This window comes from Cohnella abietis, from assembly GCF_004295585.1.
Classification (GTDB): Bacteria; Bacillota; Bacilli; order Paenibacillales; family Paenibacillaceae; genus Cohnella; species Cohnella abietis.
In genome coordinates, this window is the sequence record NZ_AP019400.1 from 3,912,712 (window position 1) to 3,936,029 (window position 23,318).

At 41.2% G+C, this 23,318-nt stretch carries 27 protein-coding genes; 9 read left to right on the plus strand and 18 right to left on the minus strand.

What is annotated here, in order from left to right:
* Positions 1-33 precede the first annotated feature (33 nt).
* From KCTCHS21_RS16980 to KCTCHS21_RS16990, 3 genes are all read right to left on the minus strand, one after another.
* Positions 34-1,509, minus strand: coding sequence for a UDP-N-acetylmuramoyl-L-alanyl-D-glutamate--2,6-diaminopimelate ligase (locus KCTCHS21_RS16980; RefSeq protein WP_162309345.1), 1,476 nt, complete (start codon positions 1,507-1,509; stop codon positions 34-36).
* Positions 1,510-1,756: 247 nt separating this feature from the next.
* Positions 1,757-2,569 (minus strand): polysaccharide deacetylase family protein, encoded by an 813-nt coding sequence (locus KCTCHS21_RS16985; protein ID WP_130610785.1) that lies wholly within the window; start codon positions 2,567-2,569, stop codon positions 1,757-1,759.
* A 146-nt stretch (positions 2,570-2,715) separates the two neighbouring features.
* Positions 2,716-3,852, minus strand: coding sequence for an SGNH/GDSL hydrolase family protein (locus KCTCHS21_RS16990; protein WP_157994066.1), 1,137 nt, complete (start codon positions 3,850-3,852; stop codon positions 2,716-2,718).
* 159 nt (positions 3,853-4,011) lie between these two features.
* On the opposite strand from KCTCHS21_RS16990, the gene KCTCHS21_RS16995 reads away from it, so the two are divergent.
* The 4 genes from KCTCHS21_RS16995 to KCTCHS21_RS17010 are packed head-to-tail and all read left to right on the plus strand — an operon-like array spanning position 4,012 to position 8,104.
* Positions 4,012-5,559, plus strand: coding sequence for a spore germination protein (locus tag KCTCHS21_RS16995; RefSeq protein WP_130610792.1), 1,548 nt, complete (start codon positions 4,012-4,014; stop codon positions 5,557-5,559).
* Positions 5,556-6,722: a Ger(x)C family spore germination protein gene (locus KCTCHS21_RS17000; protein WP_130610795.1), complete on the plus strand. Its 1,167-nt coding sequence runs from the start codon at positions 5,556-5,558 to the stop codon at positions 6,720-6,722. The genes KCTCHS21_RS16995 and KCTCHS21_RS17000 overlap by 4 nt, the downstream gene beginning before the upstream one ends.
* Positions 6,723-6,724: 2 nt before the next feature.
* Positions 6,725-6,967 (plus strand): hypothetical protein, encoded by a 243-nt coding sequence (locus KCTCHS21_RS17005; RefSeq protein ID WP_130610801.1) that lies wholly within the window; start codon positions 6,725-6,727, stop codon positions 6,965-6,967.
* Positions 6,968-6,994: 27 nt separating this feature from the next.
* Positions 6,995-8,104 (plus strand): GerAB/ArcD/ProY family transporter, encoded by a 1,110-nt coding sequence (locus KCTCHS21_RS17010; protein WP_130610803.1) that lies wholly within the window; start codon positions 6,995-6,997, stop codon positions 8,102-8,104.
* Here KCTCHS21_RS17010 and bshB2 read toward each other — a convergent pair.
* Together bshB2 and KCTCHS21_RS17020 are read right to left on the minus strand one after the other, a co-directional pair.
* Positions 8,101-8,754 carry a bacillithiol biosynthesis deacetylase BshB2 gene (gene bshB2 / locus KCTCHS21_RS17015; RefSeq protein WP_130610806.1) on the minus strand — a complete coding sequence of 218 codons (654 nt, stop codon included), beginning with the start codon at positions 8,752-8,754 and terminating at the stop codon, positions 8,101-8,103. The two genes, KCTCHS21_RS17010 and bshB2, sit on opposite strands and share 4 nt — an antisense overlap.
* A gap of 24 nt (positions 8,755-8,778) precedes the next feature.
* Entirely contained in the window at positions 8,779-9,123 is a 345-nt protein-coding gene (locus tag KCTCHS21_RS17020) for a YojF family protein (RefSeq protein ID WP_130616555.1), read from the minus strand.
* A gap of 208 nt (positions 9,124-9,331) precedes the next feature.
* On the opposite strand from KCTCHS21_RS17020, the gene KCTCHS21_RS17025 reads away from it, so the two are divergent.
* Genes KCTCHS21_RS17025 through arsC form a run of 3 tightly spaced genes read left to right on the plus strand, consistent with a single transcriptional unit; the run spans position 9,332 to position 11,397 of the window.
* Positions 9,332-9,646, plus strand: a complete 315-nt coding sequence (locus tag KCTCHS21_RS17025) for an ArsR/SmtB family transcription factor (protein ID WP_130610809.1) — start codon at positions 9,332-9,334, stop codon at positions 9,644-9,646.
* Positions 9,647-9,659: 13 nt separating this feature from the next.
* A complete protein-coding gene (locus KCTCHS21_RS17030) occupies positions 9,660-10,952 on the plus strand; it encodes an arsenic transporter (protein ID WP_130610812.1) in 1,293 nt (430 codons plus the stop codon).
* 22 nt (positions 10,953-10,974) lie between these two features.
* A complete protein-coding gene (gene arsC, locus KCTCHS21_RS17035; protein WP_130610815.1) occupies positions 10,975-11,397 on the plus strand; it encodes an arsenate reductase (thioredoxin) in 423 nt (140 codons plus the stop codon).
* Positions 11,398-11,494: 97 nt separating this feature from the next.
* Here the strand turns inward: arsC and KCTCHS21_RS17040 are convergent, their stop codons facing one another.
* Positions 11,495-11,758, minus strand: a complete 264-nt coding sequence (locus KCTCHS21_RS17040; RefSeq protein ID WP_130610819.1) for a hypothetical protein — start codon at positions 11,756-11,758, stop codon at positions 11,495-11,497.
* Between the two features lie 272 nt (positions 11,759-12,030).
* Here KCTCHS21_RS17040 and KCTCHS21_RS17045 point away from each other — a divergent pair, with 272 nt between their 5' ends.
* Positions 12,031-12,786, plus strand: a complete 756-nt coding sequence (locus tag KCTCHS21_RS17045; protein ID WP_157994067.1) for a stalk domain-containing protein — start codon at positions 12,031-12,033, stop codon at positions 12,784-12,786.
* Between the two features lie 158 nt (positions 12,787-12,944).
* Here KCTCHS21_RS17045 and KCTCHS21_RS17050 read toward each other — a convergent pair whose 3' ends face one another.
* The 8 genes from KCTCHS21_RS17050 to KCTCHS21_RS17090 all read right to left on the minus strand — a co-directional run bounded on the left by KCTCHS21_RS17050 (position 12,945) and on the right by KCTCHS21_RS17090 (position 18,971).
* Positions 12,945-13,661, minus strand: a complete 717-nt coding sequence (locus tag KCTCHS21_RS17050; protein ID WP_130610825.1) for a hypothetical protein — start codon at positions 13,659-13,661, stop codon at positions 12,945-12,947.
* A gap of 32 nt (positions 13,662-13,693) precedes the next feature.
* Positions 13,694-14,476, minus strand: a complete 783-nt coding sequence (locus KCTCHS21_RS17055; RefSeq protein WP_130610828.1) for an AlbA family DNA-binding domain-containing protein — start codon at positions 14,474-14,476, stop codon at positions 13,694-13,696.
* Positions 14,477-14,647: 171 nt separating this feature from the next.
* Positions 14,648-14,854 (minus strand): hypothetical protein, encoded by a 207-nt coding sequence (locus tag KCTCHS21_RS17060; protein WP_130610831.1) that lies wholly within the window; start codon positions 14,852-14,854, stop codon positions 14,648-14,650.
* 384 nt (positions 14,855-15,238) lie between these two features.
* Positions 15,239-15,616 carry a hypothetical protein gene (locus tag KCTCHS21_RS17065; RefSeq protein ID WP_130610834.1) on the minus strand — a complete coding sequence of 126 codons (378 nt, stop codon included), beginning with the start codon at positions 15,614-15,616 and terminating at the stop codon, positions 15,239-15,241.
* A 97-nt stretch (positions 15,617-15,713) separates the two neighbouring features.
* Positions 15,714-15,959, minus strand: coding sequence for a hypothetical protein (locus tag KCTCHS21_RS17070; RefSeq protein WP_130610837.1), 246 nt, complete (start codon positions 15,957-15,959; stop codon positions 15,714-15,716).
* Positions 15,960-16,134: 175 nt separating this feature from the next.
* On the minus strand, positions 16,135-16,833 hold the full coding sequence (locus KCTCHS21_RS17075) for a type 1 glutamine amidotransferase (RefSeq protein WP_130610840.1): 699 nt from the start codon (positions 16,831-16,833) through the stop codon (positions 16,135-16,137).
* Between the two features lie 756 nt (positions 16,834-17,589).
* On the minus strand, positions 17,590-18,498 hold the full coding sequence (locus tag KCTCHS21_RS17085; protein ID WP_130610845.1) for an alpha/beta hydrolase: 909 nt from the start codon (positions 18,496-18,498) through the stop codon (positions 17,590-17,592).
* A gap of 65 nt (positions 18,499-18,563) precedes the next feature.
* Entirely contained in the window at positions 18,564-18,971 is a 408-nt protein-coding gene (locus KCTCHS21_RS17090; protein WP_130610848.1) for a MerR family transcriptional regulator, read from the minus strand.
* Between the two features lie 154 nt (positions 18,972-19,125).
* On the opposite strand from KCTCHS21_RS17090, the gene KCTCHS21_RS17095 reads away from it, so the two are divergent.
* Positions 19,126-19,998, plus strand: coding sequence for a pentapeptide repeat-containing protein (locus KCTCHS21_RS17095; protein ID WP_130610851.1), 873 nt, complete (start codon positions 19,126-19,128; stop codon positions 19,996-19,998).
* A 164-nt stretch (positions 19,999-20,162) separates the two neighbouring features.
* On the opposite strand, the gene KCTCHS21_RS17100 is transcribed toward KCTCHS21_RS17095, so the two are convergent.
* The 4 genes from KCTCHS21_RS17100 to KCTCHS21_RS17115 all read right to left on the minus strand — a co-directional run bounded on the left by KCTCHS21_RS17100 (position 20,163) and on the right by KCTCHS21_RS17115 (position 23,316).
* Entirely contained in the window at positions 20,163-21,452 is a 1,290-nt protein-coding gene (locus KCTCHS21_RS17100; RefSeq protein ID WP_130610854.1) for an amidohydrolase, read from the minus strand.
* A gap of 71 nt (positions 21,453-21,523) precedes the next feature.
* A complete protein-coding gene (locus KCTCHS21_RS17105) occupies positions 21,524-22,132 on the minus strand; it encodes a DUF1349 domain-containing protein (protein ID WP_130610857.1) in 609 nt (202 codons plus the stop codon).
* Between the two features lie 16 nt (positions 22,133-22,148).
* A complete protein-coding gene (locus KCTCHS21_RS17110) occupies positions 22,149-22,601 on the minus strand; it encodes a disulfide oxidoreductase (RefSeq protein WP_130610860.1) in 453 nt (150 codons plus the stop codon).
* A 1-nt stretch (position 22,602) separates the two neighbouring features.
* Entirely contained in the window at positions 22,603-23,316 is a 714-nt protein-coding gene (locus KCTCHS21_RS17115; RefSeq protein ID WP_130610863.1) for a DsbA family protein, read from the minus strand.
* Positions 23,317-23,318: the final 2 nt, after the last annotated feature.

Genomic DNA, 23,318 nt, shown 5'->3' on the forward strand with positions numbered 1-23,318 from the left:
TCAATGGACACGGAGATTTTTTGATAACAGGGTTTATTTCATAACGACATGCCTAGAGCGACTCTGAATTTTTTGATTAACAATTTGTGCTTCGTTAAATGGCATTACATAGGCTCCCAGAATTTGTGAGGTTTCATGCCCTTTTCCGGCGATGAGGATCACATCTCCCTTCTCGCTTAGGTCTATTGCGTTCTCTATAGCCATTTTACGATCGACAATCTTGTAATAATTCCCACCCAACTCATCAATCGCAGCGGCTACTTCATCTACTATATATTGGGGATCTTGCTCCTTCGGGTTATCAGAGGTAACTATAGCAATATCTGCTAAGTGAGCAGCTACTCCACCCATCGCACGCCTCTTGTCGTTGCCCTTTTCACCTTTCGCGGCATATACACCAAAAACAAGGATAATTCTGCCTTGGACGAACGGACGGATCGAAGCCAGCACCTTCGCTAGTCCATCCTCCGTATGAGCAAAATCCACAATAACTTTAATGTCATCACTATTGTAGACGACCTCTAATCGACCTTTTATAGCCGTAACTGCTTCAATGCCCGCTTTGATGTCCATTAAGCGAATCCCATCTACATATGCACACGAAATGGCAGCTAAGGCATTATACACGTAGATCTTCCCCGGGAAATTCACTCTAATATGGAGATTGCCAGTTGGCGTCCGAAGCATAAATATGGAGTAGTTAGCGAAGTATTTTATATGGATGGCCGAAATATCTGCATCTTGCTCAATTCCATAAGTAATAAATTCGGTTCCTAAATCTTTGCTCATTTTGACGAGTCTTCGCCCGTATTGATCGTCGGCATTTAGAACATTAACCTTGTTAGTTCTCTGAAACAGGCTTGCTTTGGCTTGAAAATATTCTTCCATATTGTGATGGAATTCCAGATGGTCCGGAGATAGATTAGTAAATACACCTATGTTGAAATCACTACAATCGATCCTTTGTAGGCTCAGTGAATGAGATGAGACCTCCATGACGCAATTTCCGATATTGTTCTTTAGCATGGAGTCAAAGCTTTGCTGCAAATAAGGGGCTTCTGGTGTTGTATGATTATGCTTATTATTTTTATCACCTATTTGTGTACCAATTGTACTTATGACTCCCGTTGGAGTTCTTGCTTGTTCGTATATTGACTTAATAAAATAGGCTGTAGACGTTTTACCGTTCGTACCTGTAACGCCGATCAAATTCAAACGTTGAGTGGGGTTATCGTAAAAATTCGCAGACAATCTGGCCAGCGCTGCCCTGGCATTATCTACCTTTAATAAGGTGACCGGAGCATTAATTAAAAGGTTCCTCTCAACAATAATAATTGTCGCTCCTGAGGCAATCGCTTCGAGAATATGATCGTGACCATCCGCGTTAAAGCCACCGATAGCGACGAATAACGTATTAGCATCTGACACCTGTCTGGAATCAAAAGCGAGTGCCATTACTTCGCGATTCAACTCACCTTGTAATCGGACAAATGTAAGATTTTCAACCAAGGAAGTTAACAACATACTCTCTTCCTCACTTTCCACTGTGCTTGTTTTGGCATTATTTAAGGTTTCCTTAATCCAGATTGATTATTTATAGTGTAGCAACCAGTTATTTCTGAGTTATCTCTAGATGTTTCTAAGTTGCATCCGTCATTCTTAACTTTTTTCCATTTGAAAGATAAATTGGATAACGCCAAAAAAATCCGTCATTATGCGAGGATTTGAATGGACTATTATGCAAAGTCTTGAATAACTATTTGTCTTCCATGCGATAGCAACGATCGTAACAGTTAAAGCTATACGGCTTGTTGTATTCTTCGATCTTTTTGAATAAAAATCCATTTTTTGTTAGATGCTCTAAGAGAGTTGATAAATGCTTGGCCGTTTCGTTTTTATCATGCATAAGCACAATAGGAGTTACATTTCCTTTATGTAGCTTCTCGATTTGTTTAATTGTAACGTTAATATATGCTTTACTGCCTAAAGACCAATCACTGCTATCTACATTCCAATCCCACAATTTGAAGCCCTCGTTATCTAATTCTTTTCTATAGGATTCAAGCAAATAAGGAACGCTGCCGTAAGGCGTCCGGATTAGAGTAGACTTTATTCCAGTAAGCTTTTCCAAAGCTTCTTGTCCTTTATTCATTTCATCAAGTGCAGATTGTTCGGATTTATAGAATAGCTTCTTATTATGGGTAACACCGTGTAGACCGACGGAGTGTCCCTCCTCTACAATCCTTTTTACGATATCTGGGAATTGCTTCATATGTGGTTCAAGCATAAAAAATGTCGCTTTCGCATGATAGTGCTTCAATGTATCCAGAATATCGTTAGTAGCAGAACTTGGACCATCATCGAAGGTCAAATATATGGTTTTTTCGTCAGTGTTATCTATATCTATTAGCTGTTGTTTATCCGGCTCAGGTTCCCCAGTTGTTATTTCCAAGTCTCTCTCTACTGTCTCTGTCTTATTATTTGCAACGCTTCCGGTAATTGTAGAGTGATTCCAAACTACTAACAGAATTATAGAAATGAAAATGATACTTAGGATGAGCTTCTTCATGATGTGTATTCCTCTTTTCTCCCTTATCTCAGTTCCTCTCGGGGGCACACTATCAGTATAGTGCTGGAATATATGATAAGTTAGATAGACTTGTATTGGAGTTGTAAAAAAAGAGAGAGCTAGCCACAGTTGGCTGCTCTCTCTTGTTAATTAGTGATCATACTGGGAATATTAATAATAGCGTTGGGGGTAATTTCATCCGGAACCTTAATCATAGCTTTGTGCTTTCCGGGTCCCAGGTTATGCGATAATAGGTTTTCCCAATTCACTCTGAAGGGTGCGTGATTATCTGAGGTGTTAATAAGCTTTCCGTCCACATACACCTCATATGCGCCACCAGTTACATCTGCCCATTTTTCAATTCCTAGCAAGTTACCTGTAAATGAAAGCTCTGCAGATGCCCCAGCTTTACCGATGATTCCTCCTTCAGGCGTTAACTCGAAGCCCTGCAAGTTCTCCCAATTCGTTATACGCTGGCCCGACTTGAATAATGTTGCTTTAGGATACAGAAGCTTGGGTGGTAAAACGGTGATCACACTAGAATGAACCTTCGACTCGATCGCATCAAATATAGATTGGGTGTAGTATTTATAGCCTTCAGAGTTAGGGTGCGTTCCATCGTTCGTAAGTGTATGATAAGGTTTTCCTGATGCTCTAAATGCAGCTCGAGTGTCTACGTTTAACAAACCATAGTGCGAGGAAATCGCTTTAATGGTATCTACAAAGGGCTCCTTGGATAAGCTGCTTTCAACCAATGTCACAATTTCAGCTTGAGGGTAATCCGTTTTGATCTTTCTGACTAATGCTTCATAATTCGCTTGGTACATTTCCAATTCAACTGAGCTCTGATCATTTTGTCCGAAACATAGAATGACCATATCATAGCCACTCTTGTTCTTTTCTAACGTAAGGTAATCGATCCAGCCCCCGAAGGCTCCCCCTCCTGGTGTTCCGTTTATTTCATGGAGTACGTCCGCTTTGTAAGCGTCATGTAGCTTTTTCGTTAACCCGAGGAACCATCTCTCATTCTCATTGTCAGCTCCATCACTTTCCCCAATGCTATCGCCAAGAACAAGATAATTAATGGAAGAGCCGGATTTAAGTTTTTCATAGAGGTCCTTCTTTACCTCTATAGGATTGACCACAACAGTTGCTGGCTGTTTATCCTTATATTCACTAGTTGGTTGCTTTATGATTTTGGGAGGAAGATGATCGACTTTATAAGCAAGCGTAAATATTAAAACAATAATAATCAGACCCGTGTAGGTGACTATGTTTTTCATTAGGGATTTCCCCCCCGTTTGATACATTTAGTATCACCCATATTTTACCACAAGTGTGTTTTTATCCGCAACCGCAGAGCAGGGCATAAATGAATATTATTCCTGATTGTGGAAATGATATCAATACCTTCAACGCCCTTTTCCTATAAGGAGAGCAGCATGAGAAAAAAAACAAGCGAAAACAACCCTTCACCTACATCAAAAGATCCCTCTTCTAATTCTATTTCTACCTGCTTAGATGACAACTTGCAGCTCATAGAAGATCAATTTAAGAATTCTAATGATTTGCAGATACTCCATTGGAACTATGGTCCTGGGCTGGATCAAACGGCATTTTCTGTTTATTTTGACACACTGGTTAAATCTAATGAAAAAAATCTTCTTAAAGAAGCACTGCAAAATCTCGTTACCCACGAGATTGGTCCGGCAATGATGGTTACCGTAGAAGATGTGATAAGTTTTTTTGAGAAAAATGGTGTTTCCTCTCCGTCAGCCGAGCTTTTGGATCAATTCGATAAAGCCGTCACTAGCATCCTAAGCGGGAACGTAGTTATTTTTTTCAACGGATGGAACAAAGCACTTGCCTATCTTGCTCTTGATGTTGAGCAGCGACAAGCTTCTGAACCTATTACGGAGCCCAGTGTCCAAGGCCCTCACGTGAGCTTCATAGAAAATCTAGATCGCAATATTGGTGTCATGCGCAGCCTGCTTAAATCCCCTAAGCTTAAATTTGAGTTTTTTACAGCCGGTGTGGAAAGTCAAAGAAAGATCTCCTACGGTTATATGGATGGAACAGTAAACCCGGAAACATTGAGGGAATTTAAGCTTAGAATAACGAAGATCGACAAGGAAGAAATTCTCGAGGCCTCGTATCTTGAGGAATGGATAGAAGATTCCCTCTTATCCCCCTTCCCACAGGTTCGTTTTACGGAGCGTCCAGATACAGCTGTGGCTGCTTTATTGGAAGGGAAAATTGTCGCTATGGTTAATGGGAGCCCATCCATCCTCATTTGTCCGGGTAATTTCATGGAGTTTTTTATGACAAGCGAGGATTATTACTATCGAACTGTTTTCTCATCTTTGATACGGTTCATTAGAGTGGCAGCTTTCATCATCGCCTTAATGCTTCCAAGCACCTATATCGCTTTGTCGACCTTCCATTCTGAGCTCATTCCAACCGTTCTGCTTCTTGCCATCTTGAACACGCGGGAGGGAATTCCCTTTCCTGCGATGGTTGAAGCACTCATTATGGAATTTTTCTTTGAACTACTTAGGGAGGCCGGAATTCGATTGCCTAGACCGATCGGTTCCGCTGTAAGCATTGTTGGGGCGCTAGTTATAGGACAGGCAGCCATTCAATCCCAGATTGCTTCCCCTGTTATGGTCATCGTCGTTGCCTTAACTGGGATTGCTTCCTTTGCGCTTCCTCAATACAACATGGCTATCGCCATTCGTATCTTACGCTTCCCACTAATGCTACTAGCAGCGACATTCGGAGGACTAGGTATTATGGTCGGAGTAATACTGATATACCTTCACCTGGCAACCTTACGCTCTTTGGGACAGCCATACTTGTCTGCTTTAACTCCTCTGGACCTAAAAAAGGTGCGGGATGCATTTATCATCTTGCCGCGACGGCTGCTGCTTAATTCGTCTCGAGATCGACACCTGTACAAAAAAATCCCAGAGGGGAAGAAAGCAAAGTGAAGGCGATATTATCCACTTTCGTGTCCTTACTCATCCTCATTCTGACCACTGGATGCTGGGATAATAGTGAATTGGACGAATACGGCTTCGTTCAGGCAGTAGCCATTGATTTGGCCGAGGACAATCTCATCCATTTAACTACACATTTCTACAATCCTTCAAGCAAAATGGAGATGGGAGAAGCAAAAGCTGGACAGAAAGGTATTAATATCACAACAATCGGAGAAACCATTTTTGAAGCGACAAGAGACATTCCGACAAAGTTCGGGCGCAAAGCCAAGTGGGATCATATGCGCGTTATTCTACTCGGAGAAAAGCTAGCCAAAACCCAGAATATTGGGGAAGTGCTTGATTATTTCTCACGGGATCACGAACCACGTGGTACGATTCTCCCTTTAGTTACGCAAGGAACTGCCAGCGAATTTCTAGAGATTAAACCGTTCATCGAACAGACCATTGGCCAACAGTACAAGAAGATGGAAACGAACGGTGCGGTTTATTCAGGCAAAACCTCTAACGTCCCCCTATATGAGTTGGCTATCGGATTGAAAAGCCCATCCAAAATAGCTGCCATTCCTTATGTTCATAAAGGTGATTCAAAGGACGAAGCCATGGTATCCGGAATAGCGATAATAAAAAATGGAAAGCTGGCGGAAATCCTAAAGGATAAGGATCCGGAAGCATTCATGGTACTAACCAACAAATATCAAAGCGGAATCATTAATTTCAACTGCATTGGCAGTACTGAAGGACAAACACAAATCCAAGAATCATTCGAGGTTCTCTCTCTCGACAGCAACAAAACGGTCAAAGTAGAAGGAAATGAAGTGACGGTCAGGATAAAGGTTCATATTGAGGGAACAGTGGGCGAGCTAAGGTGCTCCGTCTTAAAAACAAAAGAAGATGTTCAACGATTCCAGAATAAAGTCAGCGAACGATCCGAGGAAGGACTGCAGCATGCGATCACACTCTTTAAGCAGCGAAAACTAGATGCCATTGGAGTCGGAAATCAGATTTACAGACAAAACCCGAAGCTTTGGAAAAAATTGGAGCAAAACTGGGACAAGATCTTTGCCCAAAGTAGATTTGAAGTCGAGGTTGAAGTAAAGGTATTAAGTGTCGGTTTGAGTGTAGGCACTCCGTTTGGACTAAAGGAGAAGTAGCCATGTTTGGAAAAGTAGTGTGCATATTGATGCTTATTTCTGCAATGCTTATCTATGACATTCCGAGATTCAGTAAAGCCTCTCGCCGCGATAGGTTTATGTATGGAGCGATACTGGTGCCACTTCTGTATCTCGGTTTCTTATTTGTAACGGCTAAGCCATGGCCTAATCTTGACACACTCTTTAATCTGTTGATCAGTCCAGCCAAGCAAATCGTTCAATGGCTCGATCCTACAAATTCGTAATGATAAACCTGTAATTGGGAGGAACCTATGAGTAAAATCGAACGAGTTAGCTCTCTCCAGATGACAATGCTGTTTCTCTTCTTTACAACCGGCTCTTCGATCGTCATTATCCCAGCGCCTCTGACAAACATTGCTGGTAATGGGGCATGGATATCTCTTCTAATCGCCTATGCAATGGGAATGCTCTTACTGACGAGCATTCTTTATTTATACCGATTATTTCCTAACCAAACCCTTATTGAATACAGTCGCCTTACGTTAGGAAATGCATTGACTACTGTGCTGCTCATCCCATTCACCTGTGTAATGTTCTGGCATGTAGCCGGTATTGTAATTGAAATTGGAATCTTTTTTAAGAGCACCATGTTAAAAGAAACGCCTACTTACGCAGTAAACTCAATGCTTTTCATTACGATAGCGTTAACCGCACTTGCTGGAATTGAAGTGATAGCCCGGATGGCGGCTGTCTTATTAGCCCTCATGTTTGGATGCATTATCGTGGTGTTAGTGCTGGTGGGCACTCTATATCATCCTGAATATCTTCTTCCCATCTTACCGGATGGAATCAGACCAGTCCTTCACGCTGCATATATTACATATGGATTTCCCTATTCTGAAATTATAGTTTTTGCCATTATTTTGCCATACGTCCGCGCCAAAGACACATCTAAGGTAGGCAAACACCTATATCTCGCGCTTACTATTAACGCAATGACTTTGCTGGCGTCGATTATTTGCAGCATTATGGTGCTTGGACCGATTTCCGGCGATCTCAATTATTCGTTATACCAGCTTGCCCGTTTAATCTTTTTTCAGGAAATTATCGAGAGAATCGAATCAGTAATCGGATTCTCTCTAATTGTCGGCTTTTATTTCAAAGCCGCCATCCTGCTCATCATTCTCATCCGACATTTGTCTCAGCTACTACGACTCGATAATGAACGCCTTCTGGTCTTCCCTGTTGCCTTAATTTGCTTACTGCTGTCACTCACTACCTATACAACAGAGTCAGCACTTGAAGAGCTTGTTAATTTAATCTGGCCTTTACTCAACAACATCGCTTATGCTCTACCGATTTTTCTAATATTAGCAGTCGCTTTAATACGAGGCCGCCACAAAGGCAGTAAGACTTCTTAATCAAAGGAGTACGTCCAGAACCGCTCTGTGCCGAATCGCTCTTGAATCTCTTTGTCACTGAGCTTCTTACTACCTACCAGCTCGGCAGCTTGGAATTGGGAGCGATGAGCTTGGATGGATTCCATCTTCTGCTTAAGAAAATCTTTAACATCAACAACGACATCAGGGTATCCGATTGTTTCAAGATTGTTGGCAAATGCCAGACAATGAACGGTCGGCCTTTGATCCTTAGGCATTCTTGCAATTGTACGGATAACAGCTTCTCCGCAAGCATCATGGTCAGGATGAACACTATAATCCGGATAAAAGGTAATAACCAACGAAGGGTTCAGCTCGCTAACAAGAGCTGCTATTCGTCCATCCAGCTGCTCCTGATCCTCGAACTCTATCATTTTATCGTGAAAACCAAGCATCCTTAAATCCTGAATACCAATAGCCTGACAAGCCTCTTCAAGCTCCTTCTTACGAATAGCGGGCAAGGTTACCCGACTAGCAAAAGGTGGAATTCCCATGTTCCGACCCATCTCACCCAAAGTCAGACAAGCATAAGTTACTTCAGCTCCGTTACTCACATATTTAGCAAGCGTTCCGGATGCTCCGAAGGCTTCATCATCTGGATGCGGCAATATAACAAGAATACGTTTATACATATAATTTCTCATCTCCTCTTTCGTTTAGAAGGGCTCTCTGCTTAATTGCAAGGCTACGACCAGCTTACCCTGACTATCATGGCCTGCCAATATCAGTCTTTCAGTATCCGCCTCTTCGAAGTGAGTAAGCCCCTCCGAGTATACCCAGCCCTTTAGCGTTTTTAAGCCTACCCGGAACGGTCCGTTGCCGGAGATCGAGCCTTGGGTGAACTGAATAACTGCATTAGAGATAAATGTAGCTGCTGGATGCTTCGAGCTGTCAAAATGGGCAGCATATGCTCCTGTAGTCATTTCGAGATGAATGTAAATTTCAACATTTTTGAATTGGTCAATTCTGGTCTGTACTTCCGACTTATTTATTAGCTGCATCATCTTTCCTCCGTTTACCTTACTGAATCTATTATTTCATCTTATAAACATTTTAACACACTTGAACAGCAGTTCCATAAATCCGTTACAGTAAGTTGATTATTAATGCCATTAAATTAGTCATCACTAATATTAGTGTTTACTTATATCGTGAGTCATGTATAATACAAATTAGAAAAACCTTTGATGGAAAGGAGTCCCTGATTTCATGACAAATGTTGAAGACATGCTAGAATCTCTCAAGCTTCTCTCTGATAAAAGCAGATTAACTATACTTGCCCTTCTTAGAGAGAAGGAAATGTGTGTCTGCGATATTGTCGCGATTCTAGAAACAACACAACCAAACATAAGCCAGCATCTTAAGAAATTGAAAACTGGCGGTCTTATTAATGAGACAAAGCGCAGGCAGTGGGTTTATTACTCGTTGAACCTTGATGACAAGCCCTATATTAACGAAATTTTAGCCCAATTGCCCTCCATGAAGGACCGAATAAATGCGATAAGCTCTCAAAGCTGCGACTAACTTAGGAGGATTTATGCTCACGATTGCTTCTCTCATCTTTATAGTTACTCTTGTATTTGTTATTTGGCAGCCTAAAGGTCTTAATATCGGTTGGTCTGCATGCGGCGGGGCAATAATCGCACTAATGTTCGGTGTTGTTAGCATGGGCGATGTATGGGATGTCACACAGATTGTTTGGAATGCTACTTTGGCCTTTGTAGCCATCATATTAATCTCACTTATTCTAGATGAGATAGGATTCTTTGAATGGGCTGCACTTCATATGGCCAGATTTGCTAAAGGCAATGGTAATCTAATGTTCGTGTACGTTATTCTTCTCGGAGCCGCAGTAGCAGCATTATTCGCAAATGACGGGGCGGCATTAATCTTAACTCCAATTGTACTCGCGATGGTTAGAGCCTTGAAATTCGACCAGCGGATGATTCTGCCATTCATCATGGCGAGTGGATTCATATCGGATACGGCTTCCCTCCCTCTCGTTGTGAGTAATCTAGTAAATATCGTATCTTCAGATTTCTTCGGGATCGGATTTGTGGAGTATGCAAGTCGCATGATAATCCCCACTATCTTTGCAATTACTTCTAGCTTGCTCGTTCTGTACCTCATGTTCCGTAAAAGCATCCCAAAGAACTATGATATAGCTCAATTACAGAAGCCTAGCGAGGCTATTAAAGATGTAAGATTGTTTAGATTCTCATGGGTAATCCTAGCCGTGCTGCTGATTGCCTATCTCATTAGTGAATGGATCAATATTCCAGTCTCGATTATTGCGGGGGTTGCAGCAATTGTTTTCCTGCTTCTTGCTAGACAAAGCGAAAGCATCCACACATGGAAGCTTGTCAAAGGTGCTCCTTGGGTAATAGTCATATTTTCGATTGGTATGTATGTTGTCGTGTATGGCTTACGTAATGTTGGACTTACTGATGAGCTTGGATCGATCTTCGAATGGCTCGGGGATCAAGGACTCTTCATCGCAACAATTGGTTCTGGCTTCTTAGCGGCTATTCTATCTTCTATCATGAATAACCTGCCTACAGTCTTGATTGATGCCCTTGCTATTCAAGGAACAGACTCTACCGGTATTATTCGAGAGGCATTCATATATGCCAACGTAGTTGGATCTGATTTGGGACCTAAAATAACACCTATCGGCTCATTGGCTACCTTGCTATGGCTCCATGTCTTGTCATCCAAGGGGGTCAAAATTTCGTGGGGTTATTATTTCAAAGTTGGCATTGTACTCACAGTTCCTGTCTTGTTCATCACGCTGACTAGCCTTTACTTCTGGTTACGATTGATCAATTAACACCACAGAGGAGATTGTCACAATGGATAAAAAACTCGTTTACTTCCTATGCACTGGTAATTCTTGTCGGAGTCAGATGGCTGATGGATTTATGACAGCGATAGGCGGACATCTCTATGAGGTGAAAAGCGCCGGCTTAGAAGCACATGGCCTCAATCCTCGCGCTGTTAAAGTAATGTCTGAGGCAGGCGTTGATATTTCCAACAACACCTCTAATGTCATTGATCCAGACCTATTAAATCGTGCTACATATGTCATAACCCTATGTGGTCATGCGGACGAGCACTGCCCTATTATCTCTAACCCCAATGTGACCAAATGGCACTGGGGCTTCGAAGATCCTGCTAAAGCGACAGGCACCGAGGAAGAAATTCTCAATCAATTCCGCGCCACTCGTGATGCCATCAAAGCTCGCGTTGAGAAGTTCGTTGTAAAGGGCGAATAAGAAATAAGCTATCCAAAGTGATAAACTTTTGGGTAGCTTATTTCTATTAGTCCTCTGGTGGCGGCTTACTGCTCCCAAGCTCCGGGCTTCCGACCATTTAATCCGCTCGCAGCGGCAGCACTCCGACACCCGGTTTCCCACCATTTAGTACGCTCACAGCGGCTTGCAACACACCAAACCTCGCTTTTCCAGCATTTAGTACGCTCCCAGCGGCTTGTAACATACCAAACCTCGCTTTTCCAGCATTTAGTACGCTCCCAGCGGCTTGCAGCACAACAAACCTCGCCTTTCCACCATTTAGTACGCTCCCAGCGGCTTGCAACACAACAAACCTCGCTTTTCCACCATTTAGTCCGCTCACAGCGGACTACAGCCCACCAAACCTAGCTTTTCCACCATTTAGTCTGCTTTCAGCGGCTTGCAGCACACCGCCACATATCTATAATGACCAAGAAATGCTCCGCTTCACGAAACGCAGAATCCAAAATAATGGAAGAATAATCTTACCAATATTGGATTTTCCTGCTTATTAGTTTACAATATATGATACATTCCCTCTTAATCTACAAATTCATTTTCTCTTCTCTCAGAATAAAAGATGGGTATATAAAAATCAGAATGAGGTGAATGCAAATGAAAAAGTTATTTATTTCGTGTATAGCAACTGTTATTCTTCTTTCAACAATTGCAGTCGTATCCTATCCTGTTCAGGCATCTTCCGCTATTAAAACATTAATCTTCAAAGGTACATTATTCATTAATAATCATGCTGTTCAGACAAATCAAGAATCTCAATTACTTTCGTATAACAATAAAGTCTATATTCCTTTAAGAGATTTATCTGGTCAACTTGGATTGTCTGTCGGCTACGATTCCAAAAATCAATCCATTTATATTGACCAACCCGTAGTTAAACTCACTAAATCCTCTATAAATAAAAAAGTTTCAAATGAGTATTTTGAACTTGGCATTTTTTCAGAAAAACGTATTTATGCGGAGGGTGAGCCTATAAACATCTGGTCTCATTTATCTTACACTGGGCACCAATCTCTTGATATATTTCACGACGATCTCTTGATCAAGTATTTAATTAGAGATTCCGACGGTTTTGAAGCCTTTGACTTCACAGGGTTATCATTAGTTACAAGTACATTTAATGAAGGAGATGAATTTACAACAGCGATTTCCCCTAATAAATTTACTTCCTACAATTTACAAAAAAACGAATTTCAAGATTTCAATGAATTCTTTCGTAAAATACCAAGACCAAGCATATTAACAAAAGGTAATTACGTTATTACAGCATACGTTGATTATAGCCTTAGTACGGAATTTAATGTTGATAATAGAAGAAAAATGAGAGCTGATATAAATATAACGATTGAATAAAAGTGTGACATTGTTAAAAAGAGGCTTGTCCGCCAATTGACAGGCCTCTTTTCATTACAAAAAGCAATTGTCATTCAGTCTCGATATCAATTTTCTAGATAATCTAGCTCACACAGCTATATTATAATAATATTAAGTATTAATGCGCATCTCATCATTCATTGATAATATCCAACTTGTAACTCTTTTTTCATTTGCTCTTTCATTCTATTAATCATATTTTCGATTTCCACACTCAAATTTTCTGATCCCAAGAATGGAATGCGATTCACTAATAAGAATTCAACACCATTTAAGTAACTCGACAACAACGATACTACCGATGATAACGTATCCTCTATTTGATCAGACAAATAGATCCTGTTTATTAGGAAATAATTATTTGCTTCCTCTATCTTAATCCAAGATTTTTGGATATCGATCATAGCAAGGTAATCATTTATTTCTTTGTGTAGTTCTTGACGGGGACTGCCGAATGTACTTCTCCATTTAGCTAAAAAATCTTGGATAACCTTTTCAAGTAAATTATAACTCCTTAACTTTTTTTCTATGTCTTCAAGTCCGTACTCATTGTAATCAGGCATTTTTTTAACTCCCATAAAACTGCGAACATGTCCTTCGGCAATTAAAAATAAATCATATATTTTCATGTAAGCTTCATGCTTTTTGTTTGTATATAAATTGAAGTCCGCCATCTTTCGTTGTAAGTCAAATCTATTATTTTCAATCAGTAATTGCAAATCACTCTTGTGTTTTTCAAGTTTCTTATTAAAAAAACCATTAATATATGAATTAATAAAGAATTTAGCAAACCCTCCCAGTATTAATAATGATAACGGAATTGATAATAAGAAAGTCCCCCAGTCAATGTTCATAACTTAGCCCTCATTTCAAAAAATTAAGTTGTTTATGTTTCGATCAGTCTTTCAATTCTTTTCTTTTTATTTTCTATTATTCTCGCAATAAAACTATCATAACTTTCAATCGGATATGCTGCGTTAAGTACTTCTTCTGCTTCACCATGAACAGCTTCATATATCCTTTGACCAAGGTTAGTAAATGGACTATCTGAATAAATAATGTGATATTTCTTTATGTGTGAATACAGTAATTTTAATTGCGCTAAATGGTCCTCCAGATTCATTTCGGAGTTAAAGGAGATCTTTGTTCCAATACGAGTATTTATTAATTTCTGAAGTTCTTCGTATAAGATCTCTTCTGAACTAGTCCCTCTTCTAACATATATAGCATTCCCTTTGATCCCGGAACCTGATTTTCTAGATATGAACGGTATATGCGTTTCCTTGTAGTCAACAATTAGCACTTGAAATTTTTTGCCTTGTAACAAAGAGAACTCTGATGCGGCATAAAAAAAGTCCAATATTGTATAATCTAATTCCGGAGTGAAATAATCTTTGATCCCCTTAACGATATTCGCTTTATCTAAAGCTACTTCTAGGCCCGCCGCTTCTAGAGAACCATCTTTTTCAGAAACACCAAATACAATAATGCCTCCGCCGCTATTTGCCATTGCTAGTACATGCTTAGCAACCTTCGAAAAATCCGGCCACGACTCCTTGAAATCCAAGAAATTCTGTTCCCCGAAGTGGTTTTGTAATACAGAACGTAATCCATCTCTAGACGGACTTTCGAAGAACTTGGCTATATCTTCATTAAATGATTTTTTCATAATCAGCCTCCAACTATTAGAAGATTACATATAGTGTTTGATCCCCTGATTGTAACACTCCCAATTGATGGAAGCATCACATGTTTTTTGCTTGGCGGTCTACGTAATCTCATCTGATGCGCTATACCATAACCAAATACTCTATCATCTTTACATCCGCCTAGTGTTCCTTTACCCATGGCTTGCGTCTTGCCAGCTCTGTTCCGGATTATTTGCTTCTTGCAGCGAGGATAAATAGTAGATGAGAGCTTCTGTTGTTGTTGAGAAGCCCATTTGCCGCGCTTTGAGAATGATAATACGAACTGGCTTACCCTTCTTTATTTGTTCGAAAACACTCCGCGCCAGCTTTTCCTGTGATTTATTCAGCGTGAGAGGCACGATGTCCCCCGCTTTGGTTTTAATTCGAATGTATTCAAATCAAAAAGCCTCGAAGTAATCAAGGTTCCCCTTGAGTTTCTTCAAAGCTTTAGGATCATTTCTGTTTTCGGCTTTTAACTTCCGATTAATCTCTCAAGCGAAATCTCTTTAGCGAAGTCCCTCACATACCATCTATTCTAACATCTGCCCATACGATATCCTGACATCCAAAAGTTTCTATTTTAGAAGGTTTAGATATCTGTAACGTTACACCTTCTATTCATTACCATCAATTACTCATAAAACTATAACATCAGGCAAGGTAAATTTTCCTGATTAGTCCACATAATAACGCAACGCAACATTCACTCATTAGTAACAATAGAAAAAGCACCTAATAGGGCGCTACTCAACGATTCTCTTTATGGTATGTGCTTGCCGGTACGCCCAGAGAGGTAATACTATATCGTTTGATTTTAGTTCGTATTTATCTACTCGACCCTCTCGGTAAAGTTCCATTAAGAGTTCCAGTGTATAATCTTTTCGCTTGCCCTTGAATACTTCAAAATTAATTCTGTCGAAATTCACGCCCATTTCTGTAATTTCTGGTACGTGATAGCGCAGCACGTCGATTATCTTTTCTTTATGCTTTTTCTTACGATTGTTGGTGTGATGACTGTTGAAAAACCCCCGAAGCCATTCCCCTAACGTTGGTGCGACAACACCTGTTATTAATCCGCCGAGTGTTGCCGATATGATTAACTCCATTATTCTATTGTTCATCTCTCACCCTCCCCTTCATCAAAATTCGACAAAAGGAAGGTTTTTCCTGCTTAATTTATTTCCAATAGCAACACCCGAAAGTCCATGTAATTATCTATTACTGTGTAATATTATCAACTTCATTCACCAATTGGTGCAATCCAAACCGATAAAACAGGTATCCACATAAAAGCGTGACTGCCATCATTAAAATTTTGAATAGTTCTCCCCTAATTCTTAACACTCCACCTATGACAATCAAAGCTAGTATTTCAGGTAGTAGTATGTAAATAAATAAGATTTTTGCTATTAGCCACGCGCCACTCTGCATCATATTAGTAATTTCTTTAAATGCTTCATCCATTAGTAACCTCTCCCTCTCTTCAAATTTCGACAAAAGGAAGGATTTCCCTCTAATATGTTTGAAAAATGCTGGCAAGAGGATGGAGTACCTAATAATTGAAAGAAGAGTAATATACGAACATTCTAGCAACCCGTTTGATTACCGACAATAATTTTGAAATGGCGAATATCAAACATCAACGACCGAAGAGTTCAATTTGATCCAACAACTCATCCAGCAAGGCAACAGAATGATCAGCATTCGACGCCATGTTCAGTATCTCTTCTGAGCTCTGAATATAAGGTGCTGCTTTAATCTCATCTCCACAGTTCTCAATGAGGAGTTGAATATTACCCTGCAGCATTTCCAAATGAAACTGAAATCCAAAAACAGTGTTACCATATACAAATGCCTGGTTCTTGCAAGCACTACTTGAAGCTAACAATTCAGCACCCTCAGGCAAATCGTAGGTTTCTCCATGCCAATGAAACACCAATGTCTCTTCTGGAAAATGTCGGAGGAGTGTCTTTCTCAAGCTAGACGAAGTCCACTTAACGGTATACCAGCCAATTTCCTTCTGATCATTCGGGTAAACCTTCGCCCCCAATGCTTCCGCTATGAGTTGTGCGCCGAGGCAAATACCAATAACGATTTTATTACTCCGAATGGCTTCTGCAATATAGCTTTTCTCTCCTACCAGCCAGGAATGCTTGGCTTCATCGTGAACACTCATCGGCCCTCCAAGAATTACAAGCCAATCCCATGTGTCCATAGCCGGTAGCTCTTCTCCAGCAAATAGATGAGTTACTGAGCATGTATGTCCCTGCTTGACGGCCCAATTGGCTATTGCACCTGGATTCTCAAAAGGCACATGCTGAGCAAATTGAATTCGCATTCCTCTTTCCCCTTCTGACACTATAATCTTGTTTTAAGGATATCTTTTCAGTTATATCATAAAATAATGTGACCTTCCTATGCCCATACCAGAAGCCAATTTTGTTATTGAAACCTTCTACTTGAATGACCGTATTTATTAATATACCTAGAAAAGGGGATGATTTCCATGAGATACTACGCTGGTGGTGCTCCGATAATCTGTCCTTGTTGCCAGTACGACAGATTTGATAAAGATTATAGACAGTTAAATACAAGTGGCGCGTCATTTTTCGGCTTTGACTGGGCGAACAAAAGCGCTGCCATCCTTGTTTGTCAAAGGTGTACTCATATCTCATGGTTTATGAAAGATCCATTAAAAGAAACTTAGAAATCTAAAGGATAATGTCTTTAGCAATATCGTTTCCGCATCACGTCCTATTGATATCCGCAATGGAGGGGGATCGGGACTTAGGTTTGGACACCTACAACCTAAATCCCGCATCACCCCTCCTTAATTTTTGTTAAAAAGTAACTTTTATCCAATATAGAACGTATAACTAGTAACAAATTCTATTTGAGGTGATATCGTGTCCGGTTTCGGATTTTTTGGAATAGGACATTAGTGATCCGCAAAGATGGTGGTTCTTCGGGCAACCGTTATCGGAATTAGAAAATTTTTTTACCACCTATTTAATCGCATACCTGATGCACAAAAATAGGGAGTTACGTGTTAGTCGTACTCCCTTGAACTTAATTTCCCATTCGGAATCATTGACTACCATCTTGTTCGAACATATTGACCAATATTAGTAATAGCTTGCTGAGCCTCTGGAAGCATGTATGCCAAGTATTGAAAGACACTCCACATGTTCTCCCACACCTCTAGCGTAACCCCAACACCGGCTTCTCTCGCCCGCTCCGCAAACCTTGTACTATCACTTAATAATACTTCATGATCACCAACCTGGATAAATAAATCAGGAAGATCCTCCAAATTCAACAATAATGGAGATAACAAAGGTATTTGTCCGGAGTGGCTGCCTAAATATACATCCAATATCCGCTTGTTCCCCTCTTGGCTTCCGGTAGGATCAAGCTCTGCACGACTCAAATAGGATTCACCATCTAGATGAACGAGATCAGTATGCGGTGAAAGAAGAAAAGCACCTGCAGGAAGTGTGCCACCCTTATCCCGCAACGAAATCAATGTCATAAGAGCAAGACTGCCCCCTACAGAATCTCCACCGAGCACGATATCTTGAGCTGAGTATCCGTTAGCAAGCAACCATTCGTATGCACTTAAGCAATCGTCATTAGCTGCGGGGTAAGTATACTCTGGGGCAAGACGATATTCGATGATTAATACTTTTACTCCACTGGATTTAGAAATTCTTGAGGTTAAATCGCGGTAAAAATCACACGTACCAGAAATAAAGCCGCCGCCATGAAAATAGAGAATCACTTTCTTGTCATTTTTGGATTCAGAAGCGATAGGAATGATCCACTCACCGTCTAAATGACCTATTGTAACCTTTTGAATGTTAACATCGGAATGCAGGGGCAGTTGATCTTCGGACTTCGCCATCTTTTGCCGGATTTGTTCTACTGTTTGGTTTTCGTTACGATTTGTCTGCTTTAAGTAGTCTTTAATCGCTTTAAGCTGTTCGATACTTGTGCTTTCCAATCTAATCCCTCCCTACTGGGTTTAATATCCTTACTTTAATTCCTGTAGTAGGGTACAGGGTCAAGTTACGATTCCATTTTTAATATTCGGAGGGTTTCCTGAACCTCAGGATTTCTACCCGTTGCTAGTAAATGTACTCTAAGCTCCGCCAGCCTCGTTAAAGTTTCTTCTTTTTTTGCCATTTCCGAATGGATTCTTTCCCTTTTCTGATCAATTACAGCTATAAAATCATCCACACTAATTGGAGTATCTGCCGACTTTGTCAGTGCCTTCTTGATCTCCTTCAATGTAAACCCACATGCCTTTGCATTTTTGATAAAAGTAATTTGACTGAGCACCTCTTCTGTATAAAGACGATAGCCCGCCTCCGACCGTATGGGTGATGAAATAAGTCCGTAATTCTCGTAGTATCTTAAAGTTTCAATATTTACATTAGCTATTTTTGCAATTTGTCCTCGCAAATAACCCGACATCGCCAGCTCCCCCATCCTCATCACAACACTATACTGATGGACTTATTGTAGCAGATTTCACATGAATAACAGATGATTTGACAGCCTATTATCCACCAGTAATAATAGATATGAATTGAAGAAATTTCATTTTTTTATTAAGGGAGTACTTACTTTGTCTGAAAATCACAATTATACAGAGCCTTCTCGTGATAATAGTCGACCCACTTTGCAATCTGACTGCGAGAGCTGCTTCGGTTTGTGCTGTGTAGCCCTGCCCTTCTCAGCTTCGGTAGATTTTGCGATGGATAAAAATGCGGGAACGCCATGCCACAATTTGCAGTCTAATTTTCGATGCGGTATTCACACTAGTCTTAGAAAAAAGGGCTTACGAGGGTGTACGGTTTATGATTGCTTTGGCGCTGGGCAAAAGGTTTCTCGAGTGACTTACGCCGGCAAAGATTGGCGGCAAGCTCCGGAAACCGCAGAGCAGATGTTTGAGGTATTTCTGATTATGCGCCAGCTGCATGAGCTGCTTTGGTATCTGACTGAATCGTTAACGTTGGAAGCGGCCCGCTCCATCCACGATGAACTAAGATTAGCTCTCGAGAAGACGGAACACCTTACCCTCCTCAGCCCCGACTCACTCGTCCAAATAGATGTGGTGTCTCATCGATCAGAAGTAAACACTCTACTGCTTAAGACTAGTGAGCTTGTGCGAGCCCAACGTCAGAAGAAGAACACTCAAGGACGTCAGAAAAACTTCGGTCGGGGAGCCGATCTCATGGGCGCCAATCTTAGAAAAGCTGACCTCAGAGGTGCCAACTTAAGAGGAGCTTATCTTATTGCAGCAGATCTTAAAGGGGCGGACCTGCGAGCAGCAGATCTCATCGGGGCCGACTTCCGAGACACTGAGCTAAGCGGGGCCGACCTTTCCGAAAGTATCTTTCTCACGCAACCACAGCTCAATGCAGCGAAAGGTGATGCTGCTACTAAGCTACCTCCGTCGCTCACCCGTCCAACACACTGGTCCATGTCCGGAGCATAAAGTGGACGGCTGTATTAACAAATAAACGACACTCTCCCATCGATTAAGTGATCGGGGGGAGTTAGACCGCTCTCAACGGCTTACTCCTCCCATATCTTAGTTTTCCACCAATTAGTCCGTTCTCAGCGGCTTGCAGCTCCACCTCGTCCCTGTCATCCCCCCCACTAAACCCCTTCAACAATGCGCTTAGCGCGTTGAGCTACTTGCAAGAGCAACTCCTCTTCATTGATCGTTAATAGCTGTCGATTTCTCATCAGAACCTTCCCATTCACTATCGTTGTATCGACGTCTGCCCCATTAACACTATACGCAAGCAGCGATTCAACATTATGAATCGGCTGCAAGTGTGGTTTTCTCATGTCGATGAGGATGATATCAGCTCGTTTTCCCACTTCAAGCGTGCCGACCTCATGATCAATTTTCAACAGCTTCGCGCTTTCCTTGGTGGCCATGCTTAACGTTTGTCTAGCTGGGAGCACGGTTGGATCACCATAATCTAATTTCTGCAGCCAAGTTGCCGCTTTAATTCCTTCAAACATATCGACAGTTGTAGCACTACCTGAGCCATCGGTTCCAAGACCAACGGTGATGCCCTGGCTAATCAATTCTGCAACAGGTGTAATGCCACAGCCTAGCTTCAGATTGCTGACTGGGTTGTGAGACACGCCTCCTCGCATTCCCTTGAGTAGACCAATATCCCTCCGATTCAGATGCACGCCATGAGCTAAGAGGACATGTAACTTTTCAAAAAGCCCCCTATTGTATAAATACTGAGCAGGTGTCTCATTGTACAGTTCTCGGATTTTAATTACTTCTTCTTTCGTTTCAGCCAAATGAATGTGAATAGGAAGCTCCATCTCTTCTGCTATCTTAATGATTTGCTTCAATGGCTCCGGAGGACATGTGTAAGGGGCATGAGGACCAAGCATCGTTGTTATTCTTCCGTCCGCTTTGCCATTCCAGTTCTCAACCAAATCCAGTGCTTCCTCTAACCGTTTTCCCCCATCATCCTGAAGAAAAACTAGCCCTCTCGTCAAGGAAGCACGCATCCCCACCTTAGCTACCGCTGTTGCAATTTCGTTCATATGAATATACATATCTGCAAAAGCAGTCGTTCCAGACTTAATCATTTCCGCCATAGATAGCTTAGAGCCCCAATAAATATCGTCAGGCGTCATTCTTGCCTCAGCTGGCAGCATTTTTTTATCTAACCAATCCATGAGCTTAAGATCATCGGAGAAGCCCTTTAATAGACTCATTGGAGTATGCTGATGGGCGTTAATAAGACCAGGCATAGCAACCATTCCATCACCTTGAATGACTTCGTCCACCTCATCTTCGATAACCTTTCCAAGCTGTTTGATTGTGTCACCTTCAATAAGAATGTCCCCAATATAGGGCCTTTCATTATCGACCATTGAAACGATAGTGACATTTTTGATTACTGTTTTCAACAAAAAAACCTCCTAATATCATGTGATATTAGAAGGTTAAACGATGACCTTAGGTGAAGGTCAATGGTTATTTAGGAATCGATAGGAGGGTCTACATGAATATCACTATCAGGAGCTGATTTCGTCCACCGCGTAAAAGTCACTTGGAATCCTGCCCTTTTTGGTGAGCATACTAATGGTCCTGCCTGCTTCCCTTCTGCATAAGGAAAGCGAGCGACACGAATAGTCCGCCATCCCGAAGTGTCTGTACGTGCTCTAATGATAACCGCATCGTTCATTCGGGAGGCACGTATTGTAATATTCTCTCCACTCCATTCAGGTACTGCGGAGAGAGACCAATCGGAATATTCATCGGTTGCAACAACTGCCAGATGGGGAATTCCATCATTAAGCTCAATGCCAGCTTTAATCCATTGCGTAGGACCATGCCAAAGCATTAACCCAGCCTGATCATAAAGCTCTGTGAACGAGGTTAACTGAAAAGTCACTTCAATAGCATAATCATCATCCCAAGGTGCTAATAGAGAGTGTCCGTTGCTATGTTGGAAGCCATACATCGTTTTCTCCCAATAATCGCTACCTTCCGCAGCCTCAACGACGAGAGTACTTCCCTCTTCTCGAGATGAGACTGGTGCCGTCGTCCATTTCCCTGCATCCCAAGCAATATTTTCATGATCCATGCAGCGATCCCTCCCTCTAGTCCTCAAATCTATATCCATCATTTTCCTTCGGGGTCTTCACGAGCAGCAAGCTAATAGTAATAAGTACAAATGCAATTAGAGCTAGGAATGGGATCGTAATAAAGCCCAACCAGTCGATATAATCCACATTGCAAGGAACCCCGTTAGTACAAGGCTTTATACCTTCGAACCCAGGCACCTTCTGTAGCATGTAATGATATATCGATATCGCTCCCCCTATAATGGACAGGGGCAACACGTACTTCTTAATGGAAGTTTCATTATGATAAGCAGCAATACCAAGTATGACGCTCAAAGGATACATGAATATCCGTTGGTACCAGCAAAGCTCACATGGGATATATTCCAGTACCTCACTAAAGTACAAGCTGCCCAATGTGGCGATGACAGAAACAATCCATGCAAAATATAATAAATATTGCTGGAAGCCTGAGCTTTGTGGTCTCATATTATTTTTCTAGCTCCTTATCCACCACGGATCTAATAGATTTAATATCGAACGGGTTAGCAATGGTGATTCCATTAATCATAATTGTAGGAGTTTGATTAACCTTATATTTATTAACAAGAGCCATATCGGTTTGAACCTCTGGCAAAGTAATTTTATTGCTTAGATCTTGCTTCAATTTATCTAAATCAATTTTAGGAGTAAGTGTTTGTGCAATTTCCATAATTTTGTCTTCTATGATCCATGGTCCATCATGATTCACAGTTGGCTGAGCCTCAAACATCTTCATATTGAAATCCCAGAATGCTTCCTTGTTCTGTGCTAAGACTGCCTCGCCTGCCATAGCTCCAAGCTCTGATTCCGCGCCATGAAATATCGTATTAATAAAGGCAAGCTTCATCTTCCCCGTGTCAATATACTCTGCTTTTAGCTGCGGGTATATCGTCTCACTCCATTTTTTACAAGAAGGACATTTGTAGTCCCCGAATTCTATTAAAGTTACCTTTGCCTCATCTTGTCCAATAACAGGCTGATTAACAATAGAAGGCTGCTCGGCAACAGGCGTCATACTTTGCTTCTCTTTATTGGCTTGATTAACAAAAAAAAGGCCGACCATAAGAATAATTAATACTGACGTATATAGAACTAGCGTTTTTGCGGGATTTTTTTTCCCAGAGCTTGCTTTTTTATTGCTTTTGTAATTTTTATTCGCCATGA

Coding starts and splice junctions, on each gene's coding strand:
- KCTCHS21_RS16985 (WP_130610785.1), bottom strand. CDS start 2,569: ATGAAGAAGCTCATCCTAAGTATCATTTTCATTTCTATAATTCTGTTA.
- KCTCHS21_RS16990 (WP_157994066.1), bottom strand. CDS start 3,852: ATGAAAAACATAGTCACCTACACGGGTCTGATTATTATTGTTTTAATA.
- KCTCHS21_RS16995 (WP_130610792.1), top strand. CDS start 4,012: ATGAGAAAAAAAACAAGCGAAAACAACCCTTCACCTACATCAAAAGAT.
- KCTCHS21_RS17005 (WP_130610801.1), top strand. CDS start 6,725: ATGTTTGGAAAAGTAGTGTGCATATTGATGCTTATTTCTGCAATGCTT.
- KCTCHS21_RS17010 (WP_130610803.1), top strand. CDS start 6,995: ATGAGTAAAATCGAACGAGTTAGCTCTCTCCAGATGACAATGCTGTTT.
- bshB2 (WP_130610806.1), bottom strand. CDS start 8,754: ATGTATAAACGTATTCTTGTTATATTGCCGCATCCAGATGATGAAGCC.
- KCTCHS21_RS17020 (WP_130616555.1), bottom strand. CDS start 9,123: ATGCAGCTAATAAATAAGTCGGAAGTACAGACCAGAATTGACCAATTC.
- KCTCHS21_RS17025 (WP_130610809.1), top strand. CDS start 9,332: ATGACAAATGTTGAAGACATGCTAGAATCTCTCAAGCTTCTCTCTGAT.
- KCTCHS21_RS17030 (WP_130610812.1), top strand. CDS start 9,660: ATGCTCACGATTGCTTCTCTCATCTTTATAGTTACTCTTGTATTTGTT.
- arsC (WP_130610815.1), top strand. CDS start 10,975: ATGGATAAAAAACTCGTTTACTTCCTATGCACTGGTAATTCTTGTCGG.
- KCTCHS21_RS17045 (WP_157994067.1), top strand. CDS start 12,031: ATGAAAAAGTTATTTATTTCGTGTATAGCAACTGTTATTCTTCTTTCA.
- KCTCHS21_RS17050 (WP_130610825.1), bottom strand. CDS start 13,661: ATGAACATTGACTGGGGGACTTTCTTATTATCAATTCCGTTATCATTA.
- KCTCHS21_RS17055 (WP_130610828.1), bottom strand. CDS start 14,476: ATGAAAAAATCATTTAATGAAGATATAGCCAAGTTCTTCGAAAGTCCG.
- KCTCHS21_RS17065 (WP_130610834.1), bottom strand. CDS start 15,616: ATGAACAATAGAATAATGGAGTTAATCATATCGGCAACACTCGGCGGA.
- KCTCHS21_RS17070 (WP_130610837.1), bottom strand. CDS start 15,959: ATGGATGAAGCATTTAAAGAAATTACTAATATGATGCAGAGTGGCGCG.
- KCTCHS21_RS17075 (WP_130610840.1), bottom strand. CDS start 16,833: ATGCGAATTCAATTTGCTCAGCATGTGCCTTTTGAGAATCCAGGTGCA.
- KCTCHS21_RS17090 (WP_130610848.1), bottom strand. CDS start 18,971: ATGTCGGGTTATTTGCGAGGACAAATTGCAAAAATAGCTAATGTAAAT.
- KCTCHS21_RS17105 (WP_130610857.1), bottom strand. CDS start 22,132: ATGGATCATGAAAATATTGCTTGGGATGCAGGGAAATGGACGACGGCA.
- KCTCHS21_RS17110 (WP_130610860.1), bottom strand. CDS start 22,601: ATGAGACCACAAAGCTCAGGCTTCCAGCAATATTTATTATATTTTGCA.
- KCTCHS21_RS17115 (WP_130610863.1), bottom strand. CDS start 23,316: ATGGCGAATAAAAATTACAAAAGCAATAAAAAAGCAAGCTCTGGGAAA.